We start from the raw sequence: 18,599 nt of genomic DNA, 5'->3' as shown, positions 1-18,599 counted from the left end.
AATGCTAATTTTTTACTTTATTAATGGTTGCCATCAGTTCTTTCACTTTGGCAGTAAGTCCGGCAAAATCTCCTTTTTCAAGAAGCTCCTTGGGGAAAAGGTTGGAGCCCATACCCACACAAGTCACTCCGGCACTGAACCAGCCTTTAAGGTTGGCTTCAGAGGTATCTACCCCGCCGGTAGGCATGATGTTGGTCCAGGGCATGGGTCCCTTAACGGCCTTCACAAAGGAGGGGCCGCCGATTTCTGAGGCAGGGAATAGTTTCACCACCTCAGCACCCAGTTCCTGGGCCTTGTTGATTTCAGAAATGGTGCCGCAACCGGGCGACCAGGCTACGCCTCTGCGATTGCATGTTTTGGCCATATCTTCGTTCAACAAGGGAGAAACAATAAAGTTGGCACCCAGCTGAATGTAAAGGGCAGTAGTGGCCGCTTCCACAATGGAGCCGGCACCCAAAATCATACCCGGTAATTCCTTGAGCGCGTACTTGTTGAGTTCCCCAAAAATCTCATGGGCAAAATCGCCCCGGTTTACAAATTCAAAAACCCGAATGCCGCCGTCGTAGCAGGCCTTCAGGACATTCTTACTGGTTTCGAGGTCGGCATGAAAGAAAACGGGTACTACTCCGGTAGCTTTCATAGCTGTGACCACTTCACTGCGACTGTATTTTGCCATTTTTTTTATTTTCTTAAGAATAGGTTTTTGATGCAATAAAAAAGCAGACCTGCCGACCCCGGCAGGCTGCCTTTGGATTATACCTTAGCGGGAAACACGGCCGGAGGCATCTCCGCCCATCAGTTTCTCAACTTCCTCAACAGTAACCTGGTTAAAGTCGCCGTTGATGGTGTGCTTGAGACAAGAGGCGGCAGTAGCAAAGCGCAGGGCTTTTTCGTCGTCGCCGGTGTAAGTCAGCAAGCCATAAATAAGGCCACCCATAAAGGAGTCGCCGCCGCCTACACGGTCCACAATGTGGGTAATCTGATAGGTGGGTGCAGTGTACAGGTTTTTACCGTCGTACAGCACGCCCGACCAGGAGTTGTGGTTGGCACTTACCGAACCGCGCAGGGTGGTAATTACTTTTTTCACACGGGGAAAGCGGGCCATGATTTGCTGAGAAACACTGCGGTAAGCTTCGGCCTCTACATGACCACCGGTCACATCTACGCCCTCGGGCTTAATGCCCAGAACCATCTCCGCATCTTCCTCGTTGCCCAGTACTACGTCGCAACCTGCCACCAGGTCGGGCATTACTTCACTGGCGCTCTTTCCGTACTTCCACAAGTTTTTGCGGTAGTTGAGGTCGGTAGATACCGTAATGCCCTTTTTGTTGGCTACAGCAATGGCTTCCTTCAGTACGTCGGCTGCACCCTGCGAAACGGCTGGGGTAATGCCGGTCCAGTGGAACCACGATGCGCCTTCAAAAATCTTTTCCCAATCGAACTGGCCAGGCTTAACTTCGGCAAACGAAGAATGGGCCCGGTCGTACACCACCTTGCTGGCACGTGCTACAGCACCCGTCTCCAAAAAATAGATGCCCAGGCGTTCGCCGCCGAAGGCAATGTCGCTGGTGTCCACGCCGTATTTGTTCAATTCCATATAACAGGCGCGTCCGATGTCGTTTTTAGGCAAAGCCGTTACAAAGGAAGAATCCAGTCCGTAATTGGCCAGGGAAACCGCTACGTTGGCCTCGCCGCCACCGTAACAGGCATCGAAAGAAGTGGCCTGAGCAAAGCGCTGATAACCAGGCGTGGAGAGTCTCAGCATAATCTCTCCGAAAGATACAACTCTTGGTGTCATTTGTTCGATAGTTTGTTTGAGTATGATTGATTAAAAACCGAAATAACGCATGGGGTTGTGGCAGCAAATGTCTTCCACAACAGTCTTGAGCAACTCCTGATCGTTGGGAATCATGCCTTTGTCCACCTCGTTGCCCAGGTGATTGCACAAAATGCGACGGAAATATTCGTGACGGGGATAAGAAAGGAAGCTGCGGGAGTCGGTCACCATACCCACAAAACGCGCCAGGAGTCCCAGTACCGACAAGTCGCGCAGGTGCTTTTCCATACCTACTTTTTGATCGAGAAACCACCAGCCGGCACCGTATTGAATCTTTCCGGGAGTTTTGCCGTCCTGAAAGTTGCCCAGCATGGTCACAAACATTTCATTGTCTGAGGGGTTCAGGTTATATAGAATGGTCTTTGTGAGCTTGTCCTCACTGTCGAGTAAATCCATGAAACGCGAAATCTTGGTAGCGTCCTGTGGATTACCAATAGAGTCAAAACCAACATCGGGTCCCAGCTTTTTAAACATCCGGGTATTGTTGTTGCGCATCGCGCCCAGGTGAAATTGCTGTACCCAGCCCCGCTTGTGGTTCATTTTACAAAGCTCGTACATGACATATGTACGGTAGCCTTCGGTTTCTTCGGCCGAAATGCTTTCGCCGTTGAGGAGCTTTTTAAAGGTTTTGTCGCTGCCTTCACGGAAGTTCTCCCTGTAATACAAACGGTCCAGACCATGATCCGAAGCACGGCAACCCATTTTGTCGAAGAAGTCATGCCGCTTATCCAGTGCAGCAATCAGGTCGTCGAGACTGTTGATGCTGAGGCCTGCTGCCGAAGCCAGTTTCTGAATATAGTTGTTGAAGAATTCGAGGTCCTCGGTTTTCAGTACGTTATCGGGACGGAAAGTGGGACGCACCTTAACGCTGAAATCCTTAAGGGCAGCGTGGTGTTCCAGATTGTCGGCCGGGTCATCCGTTGTACCCACCACGGCCACATTCATTTTCTTCAGCAGATTTTGGGTCCTTAAGTCGTCCTGCTGCAACATTTCAGTGGCCTGGTCGTGTATGCGCTGGGCATTGTCCGGCCCCAGTACGTCATAAATATTGAAATGACGGGCCAGCTCCAAATGCGTCCAGTGGTGCAGGGGGTTGCCTATGGTAGAGGGAACAGTTTCGGCCCACTTGTGAAATTTTTCAAGAAAGGTTTTGCTTCCGGTGCAGTATTCCTCATCTACGCCATTGGTGCGCATAGCGCGCCACTTGTAATGGTCTCCCTCCAACCAAATCTGTCCCAGACTCTCAAAGCGATGGTTTTCGGCAATGAGTTGGGGCGACAGGTGGCAGTGAAAATCTACGATGGGCAGTTGCTCTGCATAATCGTGATAAAGCTTTTGTGCTGTTTTGCCTTCCAATACAAAGTCGGCATGAATAAATTTTCCCATAATTGTTTATTGTCGTTAACGAACACGAATATACGGCAGCTTCTAATTTTTTCCAAATAAAAAGGGCGGTATCGCTGTGGGTTTTTTGTTTGAAAAGGTGTTGTGATTTGGTAAGGTGTTTGTTGTGAGGGTTTTGTGGTCTTGGGTTTTAAGTCGCTTAAGGGACTGCGCTTTGGCCTGTTGTTTTGGGAGACTCGTTGAGCAATAGAAAAAAAGCAGCCGTAAATTGTGTTTTTTGTGCAAACGTTTGTATTTTTGCTCTATTATCTGAAGTCTGGTCAATGAAACGTACTACTATAATAGATATCGCAGCTGCGCTGGGGGTCACCCCCTCTACGGTTTCCCGTGCCTTGGCAGGGAATCCCCGTGTGAGCGAGCTGACCAGAGACAAGGTGCGTGAAAAGGCTTTGGAAATGGGTTATCAGCCCAATGTGGTGGCAGCCGCCCTGCGACGCGGCAAAAGCGATACGGTAGGCATGGTGGTGCCAAGGATCAACCGGCACTTTTTTAGTCATGTAATCAGTGCCGTAGAAGAGGTGTTGAATCCGGCCGGGTTTAATCTGCTCATTTGTCAGAGTCACGAAAAGGCCGAGTTGGAGAAGTTGGCTGTTCAGGTCTTGTTGAAGAACAGGGTGGCCGGCATCATCTTATCGCATGCCTTGGAAACCATTGATTTTAGTGTTTTTGAGTCCGCCGCCCGGGAGAAGGTGCCTGTTGTTCAGTTTGACCGTGTGCACACGGCAGTTGCCGGACCCAGAATTACTAATGATAATTTTTCAGGGGCTTATCTGGCCGTTAAGCACTTGATCAAGAGTGGTTATAAGCGAATTGCTCATTTAACAGGTTCGCTTAATATAAATGTATATCAGGAACGGTATCGGGGCTATAAATATGCCCTGGAAGAGGCCGGACTGCCAATCGATATCGGCGTTATGGAAAATTCCATTACCCGGGAAACCGGTTATGAGAGTACCCTTAGCCTCTTGCAGCAAACCCGGTTTGATGCGGTGTTTTGCGCCGGCGATTTTGCGGCTATTGGAGCTATGCAGGCCTTGCATGATAAGGGCCTGAGTGTTCCTTCTGCAATGGGGATTGTTGGCTTTGCCAACGAGCCTTTTTCCGACTTTATTACGCCACGACTCTCAACGGTTGAACAGAATGCACACGATATGGGGCATCTTACCGCCAAGGCGCTTATTCGTGCCATAAATGGGAAAGCCCCCATGGAAGCCGATTGGGAAGAAGTGGTGCCGGTTCGTTTACTGGTCAGAGATTCTTCTATGCGTGGTGAAACAACAGCATATTGATTTTAAAGGATGTATAATGAAGAACTTGTTTGTTTTGGGGATGCTTGCCTTATTGCTTTTGGTGATGAGTTGCAATTCCCGTCCCGTAGTCACTCAAGTTGGAGCGGGATGGGCCAGGACTTCAGTAAATGCGACCATTTTTCGGAAAAATTCCCTGGTGTCTGATGAGGATTTTCAATACGTAGCCTATTACGACAGCACCGGTGTCATGATGCTCGGAAAGCGGAAACACGGCAGCAGCAACTGGCAGGTCGAAGCAACGCCTTACACCGGTAATGTCAGGGATGCCCACAATATCATCAGTCTGATGGTGGATGGGGAGGGTTATTTGCATGTCTCGTGGGACCACCACGGACATCCCCTGAATTATGCCCGTTCCCTTGCACCTCAAAGTCTGAAGCTTGGGCCCAAAATGAAAATGGTCAATCATCTGGAAGACGACGGGGTTACTTATCCCGAATTTTACACCTTGCCCGATGGCGATATTTTGTTTGTTTATCGCTACGGTGCTTCGGGTGCCGGAAATGTTGTGCTGAATCGTTACCGACAAAACGAAGGCAGTTGGGTAAGGGTACACGATAATCTGGTGAGTGGGGAAGGTCAACGAAATGCTTATTGGCAAATGGCGGTGGACAACGAAGGAGGTGTTCATTTGTCGTGGGTATGGCGTACCACCTGGGATGTTGAAACCAACCACAATCTGTGTTATGCTTATTCGCCCGATGGCGGCTATACGTGGCGTAATTCCGATGGCGCGCCCCTCAGTCTGCCAATTACTTATGATCAGCCCACTGTAATTGTTGAAATTCCACAAAAGAGCAGTCTCATTAATCAAACAGCTATGACGACCGACGCCTCGGGTAATCCGGCCATAGCTTCGTATTGGACTGCGCGTGGAGACTCGGTGCCGCAGTTTAATGTGGTTTATCGAACAGCGGAGGGTTGGCAACTCAGTCGTGCCTCGAAGCGCAGCACCCCTTTTTACCTTGGTGGTGGCGGCACCCGGCGCATTCCTGTCAGCCGTCCCCAGCTTCTGTCCGAAGATTTGGGGGGATCTACCCGCTTTTATTTGATTTATCGTGATGAGGAGGTAGGCAATGCGGTGGTTTTAGCCAGCGCCGAGACGGGAACGGGTATGCAGTGGACGACAAGGGTAGCGGAGGATCTGGTGGTGGACCAGTGGGAACCTTCGTACGACACCGAACTTTGGCGTAAAAAAGGGATCCTGAGTCTTTTTATACAGCGTGTGGGGCAGGGCGAGGGCGGTGAACGTGAAGTTGAACTGGCGCCTCAGCCGGTTCGGGTCTTTGACCTTGACAAAAGAGCCTTGAAGCGTTATTTTGAGTAGTTAAAAGCAGCTTGCAATCAAAAGGAAATTTGTTTTAAAGTTTAATCCTATAAAATAGTTAGTTATGAATTGGGAATTAAGGTATGCGGCCCATCCGGCCGATGTTAAAAATTACGATACTCAGCGACTCAGAAAAGAGTTTCTGATTGAAGACCTGTTTCAGGCAGGGGAAGTGAAAATGGTTTATTCGCTTTACGATCGTTTGATTGTTGGCGGAGCCGTGCCTACCAAGGAAGCATTGAAGCTCGAAACTTTTGAGGAGTTGAAGGCCGACCATTATCTTGATCGCAGGGAAATCGGTTTCATCAACGTGGGGGGACCCGCAAAGATTACTGCCGATGGAGAAAGCTATGAGCTGGGTTTTAAAGAGGCTTTGTACCTGGGTAAAGGTAATAAGGAGGTCGTAATGAGCTCTGTAGACCCATCTAAACCTGCACGCTTGTACATCAACTCTGCTCCTGCGCATCATAAATTTCCGAATAAAAAAGTCACTTTGAAGGATGCCGAAGTGGTGGTGCTGGGCAGTCTTGAAACCGCCAATCACCGTCAGATTAATAAGTTGATGGTGAATTCTGTGGTAGAGACTTGTCAGTTGCAAATGGGTATGACTGAATTGAAGCCCGGAAGTGTGTGGAATACCATGCCCGCACATACGCACAATCGTCGAATGGAAGCTTATTTTTACTTTGAGGTGCCTGAGGACCAGGTGGTGTGCCACTTTATGGGGCAGCCTGAAGAAACCCGTCACATCTGGATGAAGAATGAGCAGGCCGTGATTTCTCCCACCTGGAGTATTCACAGTGGTGCCGGAACTTCCAACTACACCTTTATCTGGGGAATGGCTGGTGAAAACCTCGATTATGGTGATATGGATGTTCGTCAACCCGGAGAGCTTCGTTAAGTAATTATATATTAACTAAATAACATACAGCAATGATTACAGAATTGTTTGATTTGAAAGGAAAAGTGGCTTTGATTACCGGTGGAACACACGGAATTGGTATGGCCATTGGTAAGGTTCTGGGTAAGGCCGGTGCTAAAATTTGTGTCAATGATTTGGCTCAGGATCGTTTGGATGCCTGTAAGGCGGAGTACGCTAAAGACGGCATTGATGTTTATACCCTGGTGTTCAATGTCACCAACGAAGCGGATGTGGATCGTGGCATCAGTCAAATTGAAAAAGAAGTAGGGACTGTGGATATTCTGGTTAACAACGCCGGTATCATTAAGCGCATTCCTATTTTAGATATGCCCATGGATGATTTTCGTCAGGTTATTGATGTGGATCTGGTTGCTCCCCTGATTGTGGCCAAGCGTGTGGCGCCTAAAATGATTGCGCAGCGTTCCGGAAAAATCATCAATATGTGTTCGATGATGAGTGTTTACGGACGCAACTCTGTTTCGGCCTATGCTGCTGCCAAGGGTGGACTGAAGTTGCTTACGGCCAACATGACTTGCGAATGGGCCAAGTACAACCTGCAGATTAATGGTATTGGTCCCGGTTACATTGCCACATCGCAAACGGCCCCCATTCGCGAAAACGGCCACCCCTTTAACGATTTGGTTATGACCCGTACCCCTGCCGGGCGCTGGGGTGAACCGGAAGATGTAGGTAATGCGGCTTTGTTTTTGGCCTCAAAAGCCAGTGATTTCGTTAATGGTCACGTGCTTTATGTAGATGGTGGTATTCTGGCCAATTTTGGCTATGTGAAAGGTGAAAACGATCTTTAGTATTAACCCCTAAAGCTATGCTTATGCGAAGGATAACTTTGGTTTTTAGTATGGTATCGATCCTGTTGCTGGCGGCTTGCTCGCCGGCTTCGGGACCGGTTTTTGAAGTGACCAATCCCTATTCTCAGCCTGTTAAGGGAAAGGCTTTTGTTTTGGATCGGGCCCAGGTAGAGCGCCTGGTTCAATCCGAAGTGTCTGCCGAAATGGCGGTTAAAGTGACCAGTGACAAGGGACAGGTATTGCCCGTTCAGCTTGACGATCTCAATGGAGACCAGAAATGGGACGAATTGGTGTTTCAGGCCGATTTTGCTCAGGAGGAGACGTTGAAGTTTTCTTTTGAGGTGGTTGAAGCAGCAGAGCTCGACTTTCCCCAGCGCACCAATGTGCGTTTTGCTCGTCGTGATGCGCCTTATGAGGAAGTTAAGGAGGCCGATCGCTTGCATTCGGTCGACAGTCCCACCATTTCAGCTGTTTTTCAGATGGAAGGCCCCGCATGGGAAAACGATGTGGTGGGTTTCCGCAATTACTATGATGCCCGCAATGGCATGGATGTTTTTGGTAAGCGTACCAGCGAACTGGTATTGGATAAGGCCGGCATTGAAGGGCAGGACTACCACTCCCTTGACGATTGGGGGATGGATGTGCTTAAGGTAGGCGCTTCCCTGGGTGCAGGTGCTCTGGCTATAGGCTTTGGTGATGAGCTGCACCGGGTTGGACCTGCAGAAAAGGGCGGATACCACTTGATTAGTGAGGGTCCCGTTCGTGCGGTGTTCGATCTGACTTTTGAGGGAGTTCCTGCAGGGGATCGTTTGTACGATGTAAAACATCGGATCTCCATTTATGCCGGCGACTATTTTTACCGCAGCCAGGTATGGGTAGAAGGTTTACAGGGCGACGAATTTCTTTATACCGGTATTGTTGATATGCACGAGCTTCCTGTATTTGAAGTGGATGCTGAAGGTTTTCGCATTTTTGGAACACATGGCAATCAGGGGTATAAGGATGAGGTGTTGGGCTTGGGAGTCATAATTCCTGATCAGCACTTTGTTCAATATAAAGCCGCCCCCAAAAGTGGTGAGGGCATTATTGAAACGCATTTGACTGCACTTCAGCTCTTAGAGGGCCTTTCGGTGGAGTATGCCTTTGCTGCTGCCTGGGAGTACCAGGACAATGGTTTCAGTAATACGCATTATTTTCAGGAAGTATTGAAGCAGTCGGCCCAAAAGCTCGACAGCGATAAGTGGCAAGGTGCCCTGAATTAGTTTTTTTGTTTAAAGTGGTTGGAACCGCAGATGGACAGCCCCCCGTGGGGCTGTCCATCTGCGGTTTTTTGCCTTCCCGGTAGTTGCTTTATAGGCCCCTTTTGCTTTTATTTGTCAATAATTATTAGACCTTATGAGCATGCACCATCATCATACGCACCAAATCAAAAGCGGATCGGCCTTGTCGGTACGTAAGCGACTGAAAGTAGCTTTTTTTCTGAATTTTTTCTTTACTGTTATCGAGTTTGTAGGCGGAGCCCTCACCAACTCTATGGCCATTATGTCGGATGCGGTGCACGACCTGGGCGATACCATCGCCATAGGCAGCGCCCTATGGCTGGAGAAGGTGGCCGAACGAAAGCGCGACCGTAATTATACCTATGGCTACCGTCGCTTCTCCACGCTGGGGGCCTTGCTGACCAGTGTTATTCTGTTTGCCGGAAGCATTTTGATTTTATCGGAGGCCATTCCCCGACTCCTGGAACCGCAGGAGGTTATGGCCACTGGGATGTTGTGGATGGCTGTATTGGGCATTATTTTTAATGGTTTGGCCGCCTGGCGCCTGCAAGGAGGCAATGCCTCGCTCAACAACCGGGCTGTAATGCTGCATCTGATGGAAGATGTGCTGGGCTGGGTGGCGGTGCTGATTGGAAGCCTGGTTATTCATTATACCGGGTGGTACTGGATCGATCCACTGATGTCGATTGGAATTGCACTTTTTATTCTCTTTCATGTAATACGCAATATCCGTAAAATTCTTTCTGTTTTTTTACAATCCGTTCCTGCAGAAATTGACCGGGCGGAAATGGAAGCCAGATTGACTGCCCTTGAGGGGGTGAGGGACTTGCACGATTTGCATTTGTGGTCGCTCGACGGGACTTACAATGTGTTGAGTGTGCATTTGGTCGTGCGCACCGGAGCCAGCGAAGAGCAGCAACAAACCATTCGCGGGCAGGCCATGGAAGTGGCCCGGCGTTTTGGCGTGCAGCATCCGACCATTGCGCTTGAGTTTGAGGGGGAGGATTGTCGCTGGGAGCGGGATTGTTAAGCGGGGTAAAACAAAAGGGGCCCGAAGGCCCCTTTATATGTGATGCAGCTTATCCTCTAGTATTCGCGACGAGGGCCACGGTCAAAGCCGCCGCCACCTCTTCTGTTACCGGATGGGCGACGTCCTTCTTTGCGCTCTTCTGACTGGTTAACTACGATGGTTCGTCCGTCAACCTCAGCGTTGTTCAATTCTTCAATAGCTTTTTGAGCTGCTGCGTCGTCAGGCATTTCTACAAAACCAAAACCACGGCTTCTTCCGGAAAATTTGTCGGTGATGATGCGGGCCGAAGCGACCTCACCGTAAGCCTCAAACAGCTCTTTTAATTCAGCTTCTTCCATTCTAAAGGGTAAGCTGCCAACGAAAATGTTCATCCTAAGGTGTTTAAATAATTAATAAGTGAGTTAAAGATAGGGCTTTTTTAATCACTTTGTATGGAGAGACCGATTTTTAACGTGCTTTTTTTGAAAATATTTATCTGGCTTATTGTAACCGAAGCCTGCTTTTTTCGTTACATAAGCTTTGCGGGATGATATATACTCCATGTTCATGAAGCGATTTTTGTTGGCCTTAAATTGGCAGTTGTTCTTATTGGTTGCGTTTTTGCCCTTGTTGATTTTGGTGGGCGGTTTGTTGGTCCCATCTTATTATTTCAGTGGCGCCACTTTGTTTTTTGCCGTTCCTCTGGCCGTGGTTTTGTCGCAGGTTGTTTTGTACGGCTGGCTTTGGTCGGTCGGGCAAGGCTTGTATCGTCAAAAGGGCCTTCAGACCTATTTTTCGAATAAAACCTTCCGGTGGATGGTAGCCGTTCCGGTTTTTATCATTCTTTTGGTATTGATTTTTTGGTTGTGGGGGGCCACCATTTTGGGTATGGGTAAGTTTTCCATGGCCAATGTGCTGACTGGCGCACTGTTGTTTGTGGTGCCCCTTGAGTTACTCTTTGTCGTTAGTAAATTCTATTGTCTGTATTTTGTTGCCAGGGTGCTTAAGACTGCTGAATTGCAGCGCTCTGCCCATTTTGAGGATTTCTCTATGGAGTTTGTCTTGTTGATGGTCTTTCCCATTGGGCTCTGGTGGATTCAGCCCAGGGTGAATCGCCTTGCCGATAAGAAATAGCGGCTTAGACGCAGTGCTCCGATTTTCTTTAGTATTTTTGTGGGTATATGAAGCATCGTGGGACTGACTTGACGCAGGGGCCTATCCTGAGTCATTTGTTTAGGCTGGCCCTGCCTACCATTGGGGCCTCTTTTATGCAGATGACCTACAACCTGACCGATATGCTGTGGTTGGGAAGGGTAGGGGAAGAGGCTGTGGCGGCTGTTGGTGCCGCCGGTTTTTATGTGTGGTTTGGACTCTCGCTGCTGCTGGTTACCCGGGTAGGTGCCGAAGTGGGGGTGTCTCAATCTCTGGGCAGCCGACAAAACGACACGGCACTGCGTTTTGTCCGTCATGCGCTTTTTTGGTCACTGGTTATCAGTGCTGTGTATTCTCTGCTGAGCTTTTTTGGCGCCGATCTGCTTATGAATTTCTTCGGTATTGCGTCGGAGCGGGTCAATCAGGACGGGGCTGCTTACCTTCGCATTGTGTCCCTGGGCTTTGTCTTCACCTTTACCAACCCAACTTTTGCAGGTATTTACAACGGAATGGGCAACAGTCGCCTCCCCTTTTGGTACATGACCCTGGGCGTGGCGCTTAACCTGGTGCTGGATCCGATCCTTATTTTTGGCTGGTGGTTTTTCCCCGAGTTGGGTGTAGTCGGAGCGGCCTGGGCCACCTTTTTTGCCCAAATGCTTGTCTTTCTCGTATTTGTATACCGTTTTTTGGGGGTGCAGGAAATGGTGCGCTTGCGCCTGAGTGCTTTTCGTTTCGACGCGGCCATATCTGCACGTATTTTTAAGTTGGGTACTCCGGTGGCTGCCGAAAGTGCGCTTTTTGCCTTTTTTGCTATGGTTATTGCCCGTTTGGTGGCCGATTTTGGGGCGGTGGCCATAGCGGTGCAGAGTGTGGGGGGACAAATAGAGGCCATTTCGTGGATGACTTCGACGGGTTTTGCTACGGCACTGGGGAGTTTTACCGGACAGAATTACGGAGCGGCCAATTGGGAGCGCATACGTAAAGGCTATTTGTACACCCTGGCCATTGGGTCGGTGCTGGGATTGCTGGTTACGCTGGCCTTTTTTCTTTGGGGGCGCAGTTTCTTTTCTTTTTTCTTTAGTGATCCCGAATCGCAGAAACTGGGGGCAATGTACTTGTATATTTTGGCTGTTTCGCAGGTGTTTATGATTTATGAGATAACTACCCGCGGGGCTTTTAACGGCATTGGTCAAACAGTTCCCCCTTCGGTTACCGGTATTGTGTTTACCGCTTTGCGCATCCCCCTTTCCTGGGCACTGTTGGCCTACAGTACCTGGGGCCTCCTGGGGATTTGGGGAAGCATTTCTTTTACCAGTCTGCTCAAAGGCGCTGTACTGCCCCTTTGGTTCTGGCTGGTGTTGCGAAAAAACCTTCGAGCAGCAGCTCACAGTAAAATATAAGATGGAAGCAAAATTTAATTTTGAGGACGTCCCCGCCATGGAATTGCGTCGGTCTGAGGATGGCAGCAGTACTTTGTACCGCGCCGACCTGGCGGAGCATTATCACTCTTTTCATGGTGCCATTCAGGAGTCGCGCCATGTTTTTATAGAGGCTGGTTTAAAGGCCTTGGCCCCCAAAGGAGATTTTTCTGTTTTGGAAGTGGGCTTTGGTACCGGACTCAATGCCTTGCTGACCCTCTGTGAAAAACCCGAAGGCACCAGGGTTTATTATCGGGCCATCGAAAAATTTCCGGTGCCCAAAGCGCTTAGTACGCAAATCAATTATCCCGAGCTGCTGGGTGGGCCGGAGGTGTTGGACTGGTTCAGGGCCATGCACGATGCGGAATGGAATGCCGATGTTGGTGTGCATGCGGAGTTTGTTTTGCACAAGCAACTGGGTGCTTTGGAAGACTTTAGCACCGAGCAGCGTTTTGATTTGTTGTACTTTGATGCCTTTGCGCCCGACAAACAGCCGGAGTTGTGGTCAACTTCAATTTTTGCAGTGCTGTATGCCTGCTTAAAGCCCGGCGGTATCTTAACGACCTATTCGGCCAAGGGCTCGGTGCGCCGCAGTCTGCAGGAAGTTGGTTTTGAGGTGGAACGTTTGGCCGGCCCTCCGGGGAAAAGGCAAATGCTGCGTGCACGTAAGGTGGGCTGATTTTTTTGTTGTAACTTAGGCCAATTTTAAATTTTTAAGCGATAGAGCATGGATAAAATCAGTTATGCATTGGGTTTGAGTATTGCCCAAAACCTGAATTCTTCAGGTATGGAGCAAATGGTTTACGACGATTTTGTAGCGGGAATGAAAGTGGTTTTTGAGGGAGATATACCGGCCATGGATGTTCAGGAGGCCAATCAAATTTTGCAAGATTATTTTCAGAAAGTACAGGAAGCCAAGCAAGCTGCCTCACGCAAAGAGTCGGCTGTTTTTTTCGAGGAGAACGGCAAAAAGGAGGGCGTTGTGACCCTCGAGAGCGGACTGCAATACGAGGTGATAAAGGAGGGCGCCGGTGCGCGTCCTGCTGCCAGCGACCGTGTTCAGTGCCATTACCATGGTATGCTGACCGATGGGACTGTATTCGACAGTTCGGTGCAACGTGGTGAGCCGGCCGTATTTCCTGTAAACGGCGTTATTCAGGGATGGGTAGAGGCCCTTCAGCTGATGCAGGTGGGTGCCAAGTGGCGTTTGTATATTCCTTCTGATTTGGCCTATGGTTCTCAGGGAGCCGGAGGGGTTATCGGTCCCGATGCCACTCTGATCTTTGAAGTGGAACTTTTGGATATTGTTAAATAGTCCGTGTAACTAAAACAAACAACTAAAAATTTATGAAAAGAGTTTTGTATTTCGGAGCCTTGGCTGTTTTTTCGCTGTTGGCTTCTTGTTCAAATTTGCCCGGTGCGGGCAGTGTTAAGTTGACCAATGCCACCGACAGCGTAAGCGCTGCGTTGGGATTTATGGAAGCCAAGCAATTGGACGGCATGATGGACCAATTGCCCTTTGATGGTGTTGATTTGAGCGAAGCGGCCAAGCTTTTTGCCCAGGCTGAGATTGACACCCAGTATGTTGCCTGGAGAAAGGATCAGTTTGGGGATTTGAATGTGGCGGTGTTTAAGGCTGCTTATCTGAACCAATTGGCTGGTAAGGAAGGGGCTTTTGACGACAATTCGGCCAATGCCTTCCTTCAGTCCCAGTTTGAAAAACAGCAGAAAGTAAAACAAGAAGAAGCGGCAGAAAACAGTTCAGGTGCTGCAGAGAAAGGCCGAGCCTTTTTGGAAGAAAACGGAACTCGTCCCGAGGTGACTGTTTTGCCCAGTGGTTTGCAGTACGAAGTGCTGACCGAGGGCAATGGAGCACAACCCGGACCCAGTGATCGCGTTCGTTGTCATTACCATGGAACCCTCATCGACGGTACTGTTTTCGACAGTTCTGTGAATCGGGGCGAGCCGGCTGTATTTGGTGTTAGTCAGGTGATTAAAGGGTGGACCGAGGCCTTGCAGCTGATGTCGGTAGGCTCCAAGTGGCGCTTGTATTTGCCTTCGGACCTGGCCTATGGTCCACAAGGAGCAGGAGACGCTATTGGTCCCAATGAAACCCTCATCTTTGAGGTGGAATTGCTCGGTATTGAGTAAAACTCCGGATGAAGACATAAAAAAAGCAGGCTTTTGGGCCTGCTTTTTTTATTCCGTTATAAGAGGTAGACAACCAAAGTCGTTTTCCTGAAGCAAAACGTTGGTCAGTTCCAGGTCAAAGTCCTCCGGGTCCCATTCCAAATCCAACCAGTCGAGCAGCTCATCGTGGTCGGGATGCCCGGGCATATGATATACTTTCAATAAATTCTGATAGCCTCCTGGACCGCCACAGTCCTCTGGGGGACAATTTCGACGACCTTCCAGACAATAGGGGTAATAGCGTTGTGCGTCGGGCAAAAGAATTTTTTCCAGCACCAGATTGTGCGTCCAATGGTCGCCCAAATCATAGAGGTAGCTCATTTGGTCACCGGTTTTCTTGAGGAGATCATTCAGTCGGATGGAAGTGTAGTCCAAAAAATTAGCAGGCACTTCATCCTCTTCCGTAATGCCCAGGATCCTTCCGCTTTTGTGGAATTCGTGTAAATGTGCATTTTCCCAGCCCATTACCGTTTGAACAACCTTGTGTAAATCGTGCATAAACAGGTCGTCGGGCACCTGAATACGCCGCCAAATCGGGGGCGTGATGTCGTTTAGCGTAATTTTGAGCTGGTATATATCCGGGGCCTTAATCATCGTGTTTGGGTGTTGGTTGCTGATAAGCAAAGGTAGGAATATTCCGCTTTGTTTTTGGCTTGCGTGGCTTTAAAAGAAGTTGTATTTTAGCTGCGAATTGAAGAGAAATTTAAAACAGATAAGGAATGAAGCGTGCTGAGATTCATACTTCCAAGGGAGTAATGAAAATTAATTTTTATCATGAAGATGCGCCAGGAACTGTGGCAAACTTTATAAAACTGGCCGAAGAGGGTTATTACGACGGCCTTTCCTTTCATCGGGTAATTCCCGATTTTGTAATTCAGGGTGGTTGTCCCTATTCTCGTGAGCCGGGCAATCCCAAGGTAGGGACCGGTGGTCCCGGTTACCAGATTCCCTGTGAGCTCGATGGCAACAACCAGCACCACGACCGTGGGGTTTTAAGTATGGCGCATGCCGGACGCAATACCGGGGGCAGCCAGTTCTTTATTTGTCACAGCAGAAACAATACCGCGCATCTCGATCGCAAACACACTTGTTTTGGCAAGGTGTACGAAGGTTTAGAGGTGATTGACGAAATCCGGGCAGGCGACCGTATCGAAAAAGTGCTTGTAACGGACGCTGCAGAATAGTAACCCAAAAATACCAAATGCATGAATTTTGAAATTGAAGGTAATCTTATAGTAAAAGACGATATTCAGCAGATTTCTGCTTCTTTTCAGAAGCGGGAGTTTGTTATTGAGGTCATTAATGAGCGCAATGCCGACTGGAATGATTTTGTTAAGTTTCAGTTGATTCAGGATAAGTGTGCCCTGCTGGATACTTATCAGTTGGGCGATAAGCTTAAAGTTTCTTTTAATCTAAAGGGCCGCAAGTGGGAAAAGGACGGACGCGTGAATTATTTCACCAATCTGGAAGCCTGGCGCATTGAAGCTGCTGCCGGTGGCAACAGCGCACCTGCAACGCCTCCTCCATTTGAGGAGACCGAGATTCCTCCTGCCGATGCCGGCGACAACCTGCCTTTTTAATGAAGAGCAAGCCAACGAATAAGAGCGTGTCTGAGCATTTCAGAACACGCTCTTTTTTTACACAGCGCGCTTTATGTTGCCTGCGGCCGTGAGACAAGGCAAATGAAGTCCGCTAAAACCATTGGTTGTTGAGGTGCAGTAAGGAATCCTTTGGCGTCTCCGCTTCTTTGGGAACCTCTGGTTGCTCCGTAACCAAGGGGGGCAGAACTACCGGAAGTGAAAGAGCCTTTGCAGCGGTGCTTTTGCGCAGTGTCGTAAACCCTTCCTTGTTAAAGATAAAGGTGTAGCTTGCGTCGGCCCAAAGCAGAAGACTGAAACTGCCGTCTTCTGCACTGATCGTTTGTTGGTAGTTGCTTTGATTCGGCAAAAGGACTTGTATGTCTACTTCTCCTATCGGTTCCCCGGTTTGCGCGTTCAGCACCTTCCCGGCCATCAAAAAAAGTCCCAGATCCTGACGGATTTCAAAGGCATAGAGATCGTCCTGTCCCTTGCCTCCCGGGCGGTTGGATACAAAGTAGCCGCTCTTTTCGTTCTGGTACCAAATAAAACCAAAGTCGTCGGCCGCACTATTAAGGCCTGCGCCAAGGTTTAAGGGGGGACTGAAGTTGTTTTGCAGGATGTGGCTGACAAAAACATCCAGTCCGCCCGCACCGGGCAGACCGTCTGAAGCAAAAAAGAGTCGCCCCTCAGGGTCCACATAGGGAAACACCTCGTTGCCGGAGGAGTTGATTTGCGGGCCCAGATTAACCGGTCGGGACAAAAAACCACCCCGTCTTACGCTGTAATACAAGTCCATTCCCCCATAGCCACCTGGCATATCCGAAGCAAAATAGAGCCGTTCATTGTCGGGCGCAATGGCCGGATGCATGATGGAGTAGCCCCTGATTTTAAGCGGGAGCGAACTGGCTTCGCGTGGCCATTTGTCGTACAGTCTGCTGAAAAGTACAATGTCGAGTTCAGCTACACTGTGCCCTTCGCTGTTGCGGGTCAGGTACATCTGTCGCCCATCGGCCGAAAAACTCAGCGGTCCGTTGTTTAGGGGACTGCTCAACTGTGGCGCAAACGCCTGCGGCGCACTCAGTGTGGTCAGTTCGGTGGGCCGACTTTCCCAGAGTTGGTAAAAAGCCTGTCTGTCGCGGGCATTGAAGCGCCGGATGATGCTGCGCACCGGTCTGTTGCTCGAGAACAACAACTGACCTTCGGGCCCTATGGCCGGCCCCATTTCAGAATAGGCCGAGGAAATGCTCAGGGGATATATTGTGTAGCGTTCCCTGTTCTGCTTTGATGCATCAGTTTGAGCCATCAGTTGTATGCACGGCAGTAAGAGCAGCAGCAATAAGGGACGGATGTGGCCCCATTTTTGATTGAAGCGGATCCGGCGATTTTTTGAGATAGATGGATGCATTTTAGAAATATCTAGGGTTTAAGACCTGGTCTTTTTTAAAGGTGAATTTGAAGTTCAGAAGAATTTCGTGGGAGGCACCCAACGAGGAGGCTGTTTGGTGCAGACTGTGATCGTACATGTAGCCTACACTCAATTGCGGACTGATCCGGACACGCAGCTGTCCCCCCAGCGTTTCTTCGGCCCGATACAGTGCCCCCACCCATAAGCGGTCTTCATAGCGCAGCAGCACATTGGCTTCGTAGCCTACGGGCATTCCTTCCATCCCGCGCACGAGAAAGGAGGGCAGTAAAGTCAATTGCTGATTCAGCGGCAACACATAGCCTCCCATTACCAGGTATAGCCGCTTTTCGACCGGCATATAACGTTCGGCACTGGCCGAGTTTTGAAGCTCATTTTCGAGCAGTCGTGGAACCGAGAGTCCCACATGAAATCGGGGGCTCCACAAATAAAGTCCGACGCCAAAATTCGGGGTCCAGTGCTCCTTGAGCGCAGCCTGGTACGCTTTGTCTGCCGAGCCTGCTTCCTGTTGGTAGCGAGTCAAGTCTTTTTGCAGCACCCCGGTTCCGGCCTTAAGGCCCATACCCAGTTTGAGCTCTTCACCCAAACGCAGATGATAGGCATAATCGACCCAGAAACCGGATTGCCTGACCGGTCCCACCTGGTCGTGCACCGCCGACACGCCCAGGCCAAACGACTTGGTGGGGAAGGGGGTGTGGACCGTAAGCGTGTGGGTCTGGGGGGCATCGTCGAAGCCCAGCCATTGATGACGTGAGCTGAAAGTGGCTTCCAGGAGACCAGATGTTCCCGCATAGGCAGGATTCAAGGCCAGGGTGTTGTACATATAGTGCCCCAGCAAGGGGTCTTGCTGGGCCTTTGCCGGCAGGATAAAGAGCGTCGACAGAAACCCCAGTATATAGTAAAATCGTGTTGTATTCGACATCATGCTTTAGGGCTTG

At 49.6% G+C, this 18,599-nt stretch carries 20 protein-coding genes; 13 read left to right on the top strand and 7 right to left on the bottom strand.

Going from position 1 to position 18,599, the window contains the following annotated elements:
* Positions 1–4: 4 nt before the first annotated feature.
* The 3 genes from B4W65_RS05360 to uxaC all read right to left on the bottom strand — a co-directional run bounded on the left by B4W65_RS05360 (position 5) and on the right by uxaC (position 3,223).
* A complete protein-coding gene (locus tag B4W65_RS05360) occupies positions 5–676 on the bottom strand; it encodes a bifunctional 4-hydroxy-2-oxoglutarate aldolase/2-dehydro-3-deoxy-phosphogluconate aldolase (RefSeq protein WP_088654099.1) in 672 nt (223 codons plus the stop codon).
* Positions 677–760: 84 nt separating this feature from the next.
* Positions 761–1,798, bottom strand: coding sequence for a sugar kinase (locus B4W65_RS05355; RefSeq protein WP_088654098.1), 1,038 nt, complete (start codon positions 1,796–1,798; stop codon positions 761–763).
* A 30-nt stretch (positions 1,799–1,828) separates the two neighbouring features.
* Positions 1,829–3,223 (bottom strand): glucuronate isomerase, encoded by a 1,395-nt coding sequence (gene uxaC, locus B4W65_RS05350; RefSeq protein ID WP_088654097.1) that lies wholly within the window; start codon positions 3,221–3,223, stop codon positions 1,829–1,831.
* A 281-nt stretch (positions 3,224–3,504) separates the two neighbouring features.
* On the opposite strand from uxaC, the gene B4W65_RS05345 reads away from it, so the two are divergent.
* The 6 genes from B4W65_RS05345 to B4W65_RS05320 all read left to right on the top strand — a co-directional run bounded on the left by B4W65_RS05345 (position 3,505) and on the right by B4W65_RS05320 (position 9,919).
* Positions 3,505–4,530 carry a LacI family DNA-binding transcriptional regulator gene (locus B4W65_RS05345; RefSeq protein WP_088654096.1) on the top strand — a complete coding sequence of 342 codons (1,026 nt, stop codon included), beginning with the start codon at positions 3,505–3,507 and terminating at the stop codon, positions 4,528–4,530.
* Between the two features lie 16 nt (positions 4,531–4,546).
* Positions 4,547–5,878, top strand: coding sequence for a BNR repeat-containing protein (locus B4W65_RS05340; RefSeq protein WP_088654095.1), 1,332 nt, complete (start codon positions 4,547–4,549; stop codon positions 5,876–5,878).
* Positions 5,879–5,942: 64 nt separating this feature from the next.
* Positions 5,943–6,779, top strand: coding sequence for a 5-dehydro-4-deoxy-D-glucuronate isomerase (kduI, locus tag B4W65_RS05335; RefSeq protein ID WP_088654094.1), 837 nt, complete (start codon positions 5,943–5,945; stop codon positions 6,777–6,779).
* 32 nt (positions 6,780–6,811) lie between these two features.
* Positions 6,812–7,609, top strand: coding sequence for a gluconate 5-dehydrogenase (locus B4W65_RS05330; RefSeq protein WP_088654093.1), 798 nt, complete (start codon positions 6,812–6,814; stop codon positions 7,607–7,609).
* A gap of 23 nt (positions 7,610–7,632) precedes the next feature.
* Complete coding sequence (locus B4W65_RS05325) at positions 7,633–8,871, top strand: DUF4861 domain-containing protein (RefSeq protein WP_240509488.1); 1,239 nt, start codon at positions 7,633–7,635, stop codon at positions 8,869–8,871.
* Positions 8,872–9,004: 133 nt separating this feature from the next.
* Entirely contained in the window at positions 9,005–9,919 is a 915-nt protein-coding gene (locus B4W65_RS05320; RefSeq protein WP_088654092.1) for a cation diffusion facilitator family transporter, read from the top strand.
* A gap of 56 nt (positions 9,920–9,975) precedes the next feature.
* Here the strand turns inward: B4W65_RS05320 and B4W65_RS05315 are convergent, their stop codons facing one another.
* Complete coding sequence (locus tag B4W65_RS05315; protein ID WP_088654091.1) at positions 9,976–10,290, bottom strand: RNA recognition motif domain-containing protein; 315 nt, start codon at positions 10,288–10,290, stop codon at positions 9,976–9,978.
* 175 nt (positions 10,291–10,465) lie between these two features.
* Here B4W65_RS05315 and B4W65_RS05310 point away from each other — a divergent pair, with 175 nt between their 5' ends.
* Genes B4W65_RS05310 through B4W65_RS17650 form a run of 5 tightly spaced genes read left to right on the top strand, consistent with a single transcriptional unit; the run spans position 10,466 to position 14,619 of the window.
* Entirely contained in the window at positions 10,466–11,032 is a 567-nt protein-coding gene (locus B4W65_RS05310; RefSeq protein ID WP_088654090.1) for a hypothetical protein, read from the top strand.
* 47 nt (positions 11,033–11,079) lie between these two features.
* A complete protein-coding gene (locus B4W65_RS05305) occupies positions 11,080–12,450 on the top strand; it encodes an MATE family efflux transporter (protein ID WP_088654089.1) in 1,371 nt (456 codons plus the stop codon).
* Position 12,451: 1 nt separating this feature from the next.
* Positions 12,452–13,147 carry a tRNA (5-methylaminomethyl-2-thiouridine)(34)-methyltransferase MnmD gene (gene mnmD / locus B4W65_RS05300; RefSeq protein WP_088654088.1) on the top strand — a complete coding sequence of 232 codons (696 nt, stop codon included), beginning with the start codon at positions 12,452–12,454 and terminating at the stop codon, positions 13,145–13,147.
* Positions 13,148–13,195: 48 nt separating this feature from the next.
* Positions 13,196–13,783, top strand: coding sequence for an FKBP-type peptidyl-prolyl cis-trans isomerase (locus tag B4W65_RS05295; RefSeq protein ID WP_088654087.1), 588 nt, complete (start codon positions 13,196–13,198; stop codon positions 13,781–13,783).
* Positions 13,784–13,815: 32 nt separating this feature from the next.
* Complete coding sequence (locus B4W65_RS17650; protein ID WP_317043995.1) at positions 13,816–14,619, top strand: FKBP-type peptidyl-prolyl cis-trans isomerase; 804 nt, start codon at positions 13,816–13,818, stop codon at positions 14,617–14,619.
* 48 nt (positions 14,620–14,667) lie between these two features.
* On the opposite strand, the gene B4W65_RS05285 is transcribed toward B4W65_RS17650, so the two are convergent.
* On the bottom strand, positions 14,668–15,252 hold the full coding sequence (locus tag B4W65_RS05285; RefSeq protein WP_088654086.1) for a plasmid pRiA4b ORF-3 family protein: 585 nt from the start codon (positions 15,250–15,252) through the stop codon (positions 14,668–14,670).
* A gap of 125 nt (positions 15,253–15,377) precedes the next feature.
* On the opposite strand from B4W65_RS05285, the gene B4W65_RS05280 reads away from it, so the two are divergent.
* Together B4W65_RS05280 and B4W65_RS05275 are read left to right on the top strand one after the other, a co-directional pair.
* Positions 15,378–15,842 (top strand): peptidylprolyl isomerase, encoded by a 465-nt coding sequence (locus B4W65_RS05280; protein WP_088654085.1) that lies wholly within the window; start codon positions 15,378–15,380, stop codon positions 15,840–15,842.
* A gap of 21 nt (positions 15,843–15,863) precedes the next feature.
* Entirely contained in the window at positions 15,864–16,238 is a 375-nt protein-coding gene (locus tag B4W65_RS05275; protein WP_088654084.1) for a DUF3127 domain-containing protein, read from the top strand.
* 112 nt (positions 16,239–16,350) lie between these two features.
* Here the strand turns inward: B4W65_RS05275 and B4W65_RS05270 are convergent, their stop codons facing one another.
* A complete protein-coding gene (locus B4W65_RS05270) occupies positions 16,351–17,643 on the bottom strand; it encodes a carboxypeptidase-like regulatory domain-containing protein (RefSeq protein WP_088654083.1) in 1,293 nt (430 codons plus the stop codon).
* Position 17,644: 1 nt separating this feature from the next.
* Entirely contained in the window at positions 17,645–18,586 is a 942-nt protein-coding gene (locus tag B4W65_RS05265) for a PorP/SprF family type IX secretion system membrane protein (protein ID WP_088654082.1), read from the bottom strand.
* Positions 18,587–18,599 lie beyond the last annotated feature (13 nt).

It is taken from the genome of Geofilum rhodophaeum (genome assembly GCF_002210225.1).
GTDB lineage: Bacteria > Bacteroidota > Bacteroidia > Bacteroidales > Marinilabiliaceae > Geofilum > Geofilum rhodophaeum.
This window is presented reverse-complemented; position numbering and strand designations above follow the sequence as displayed.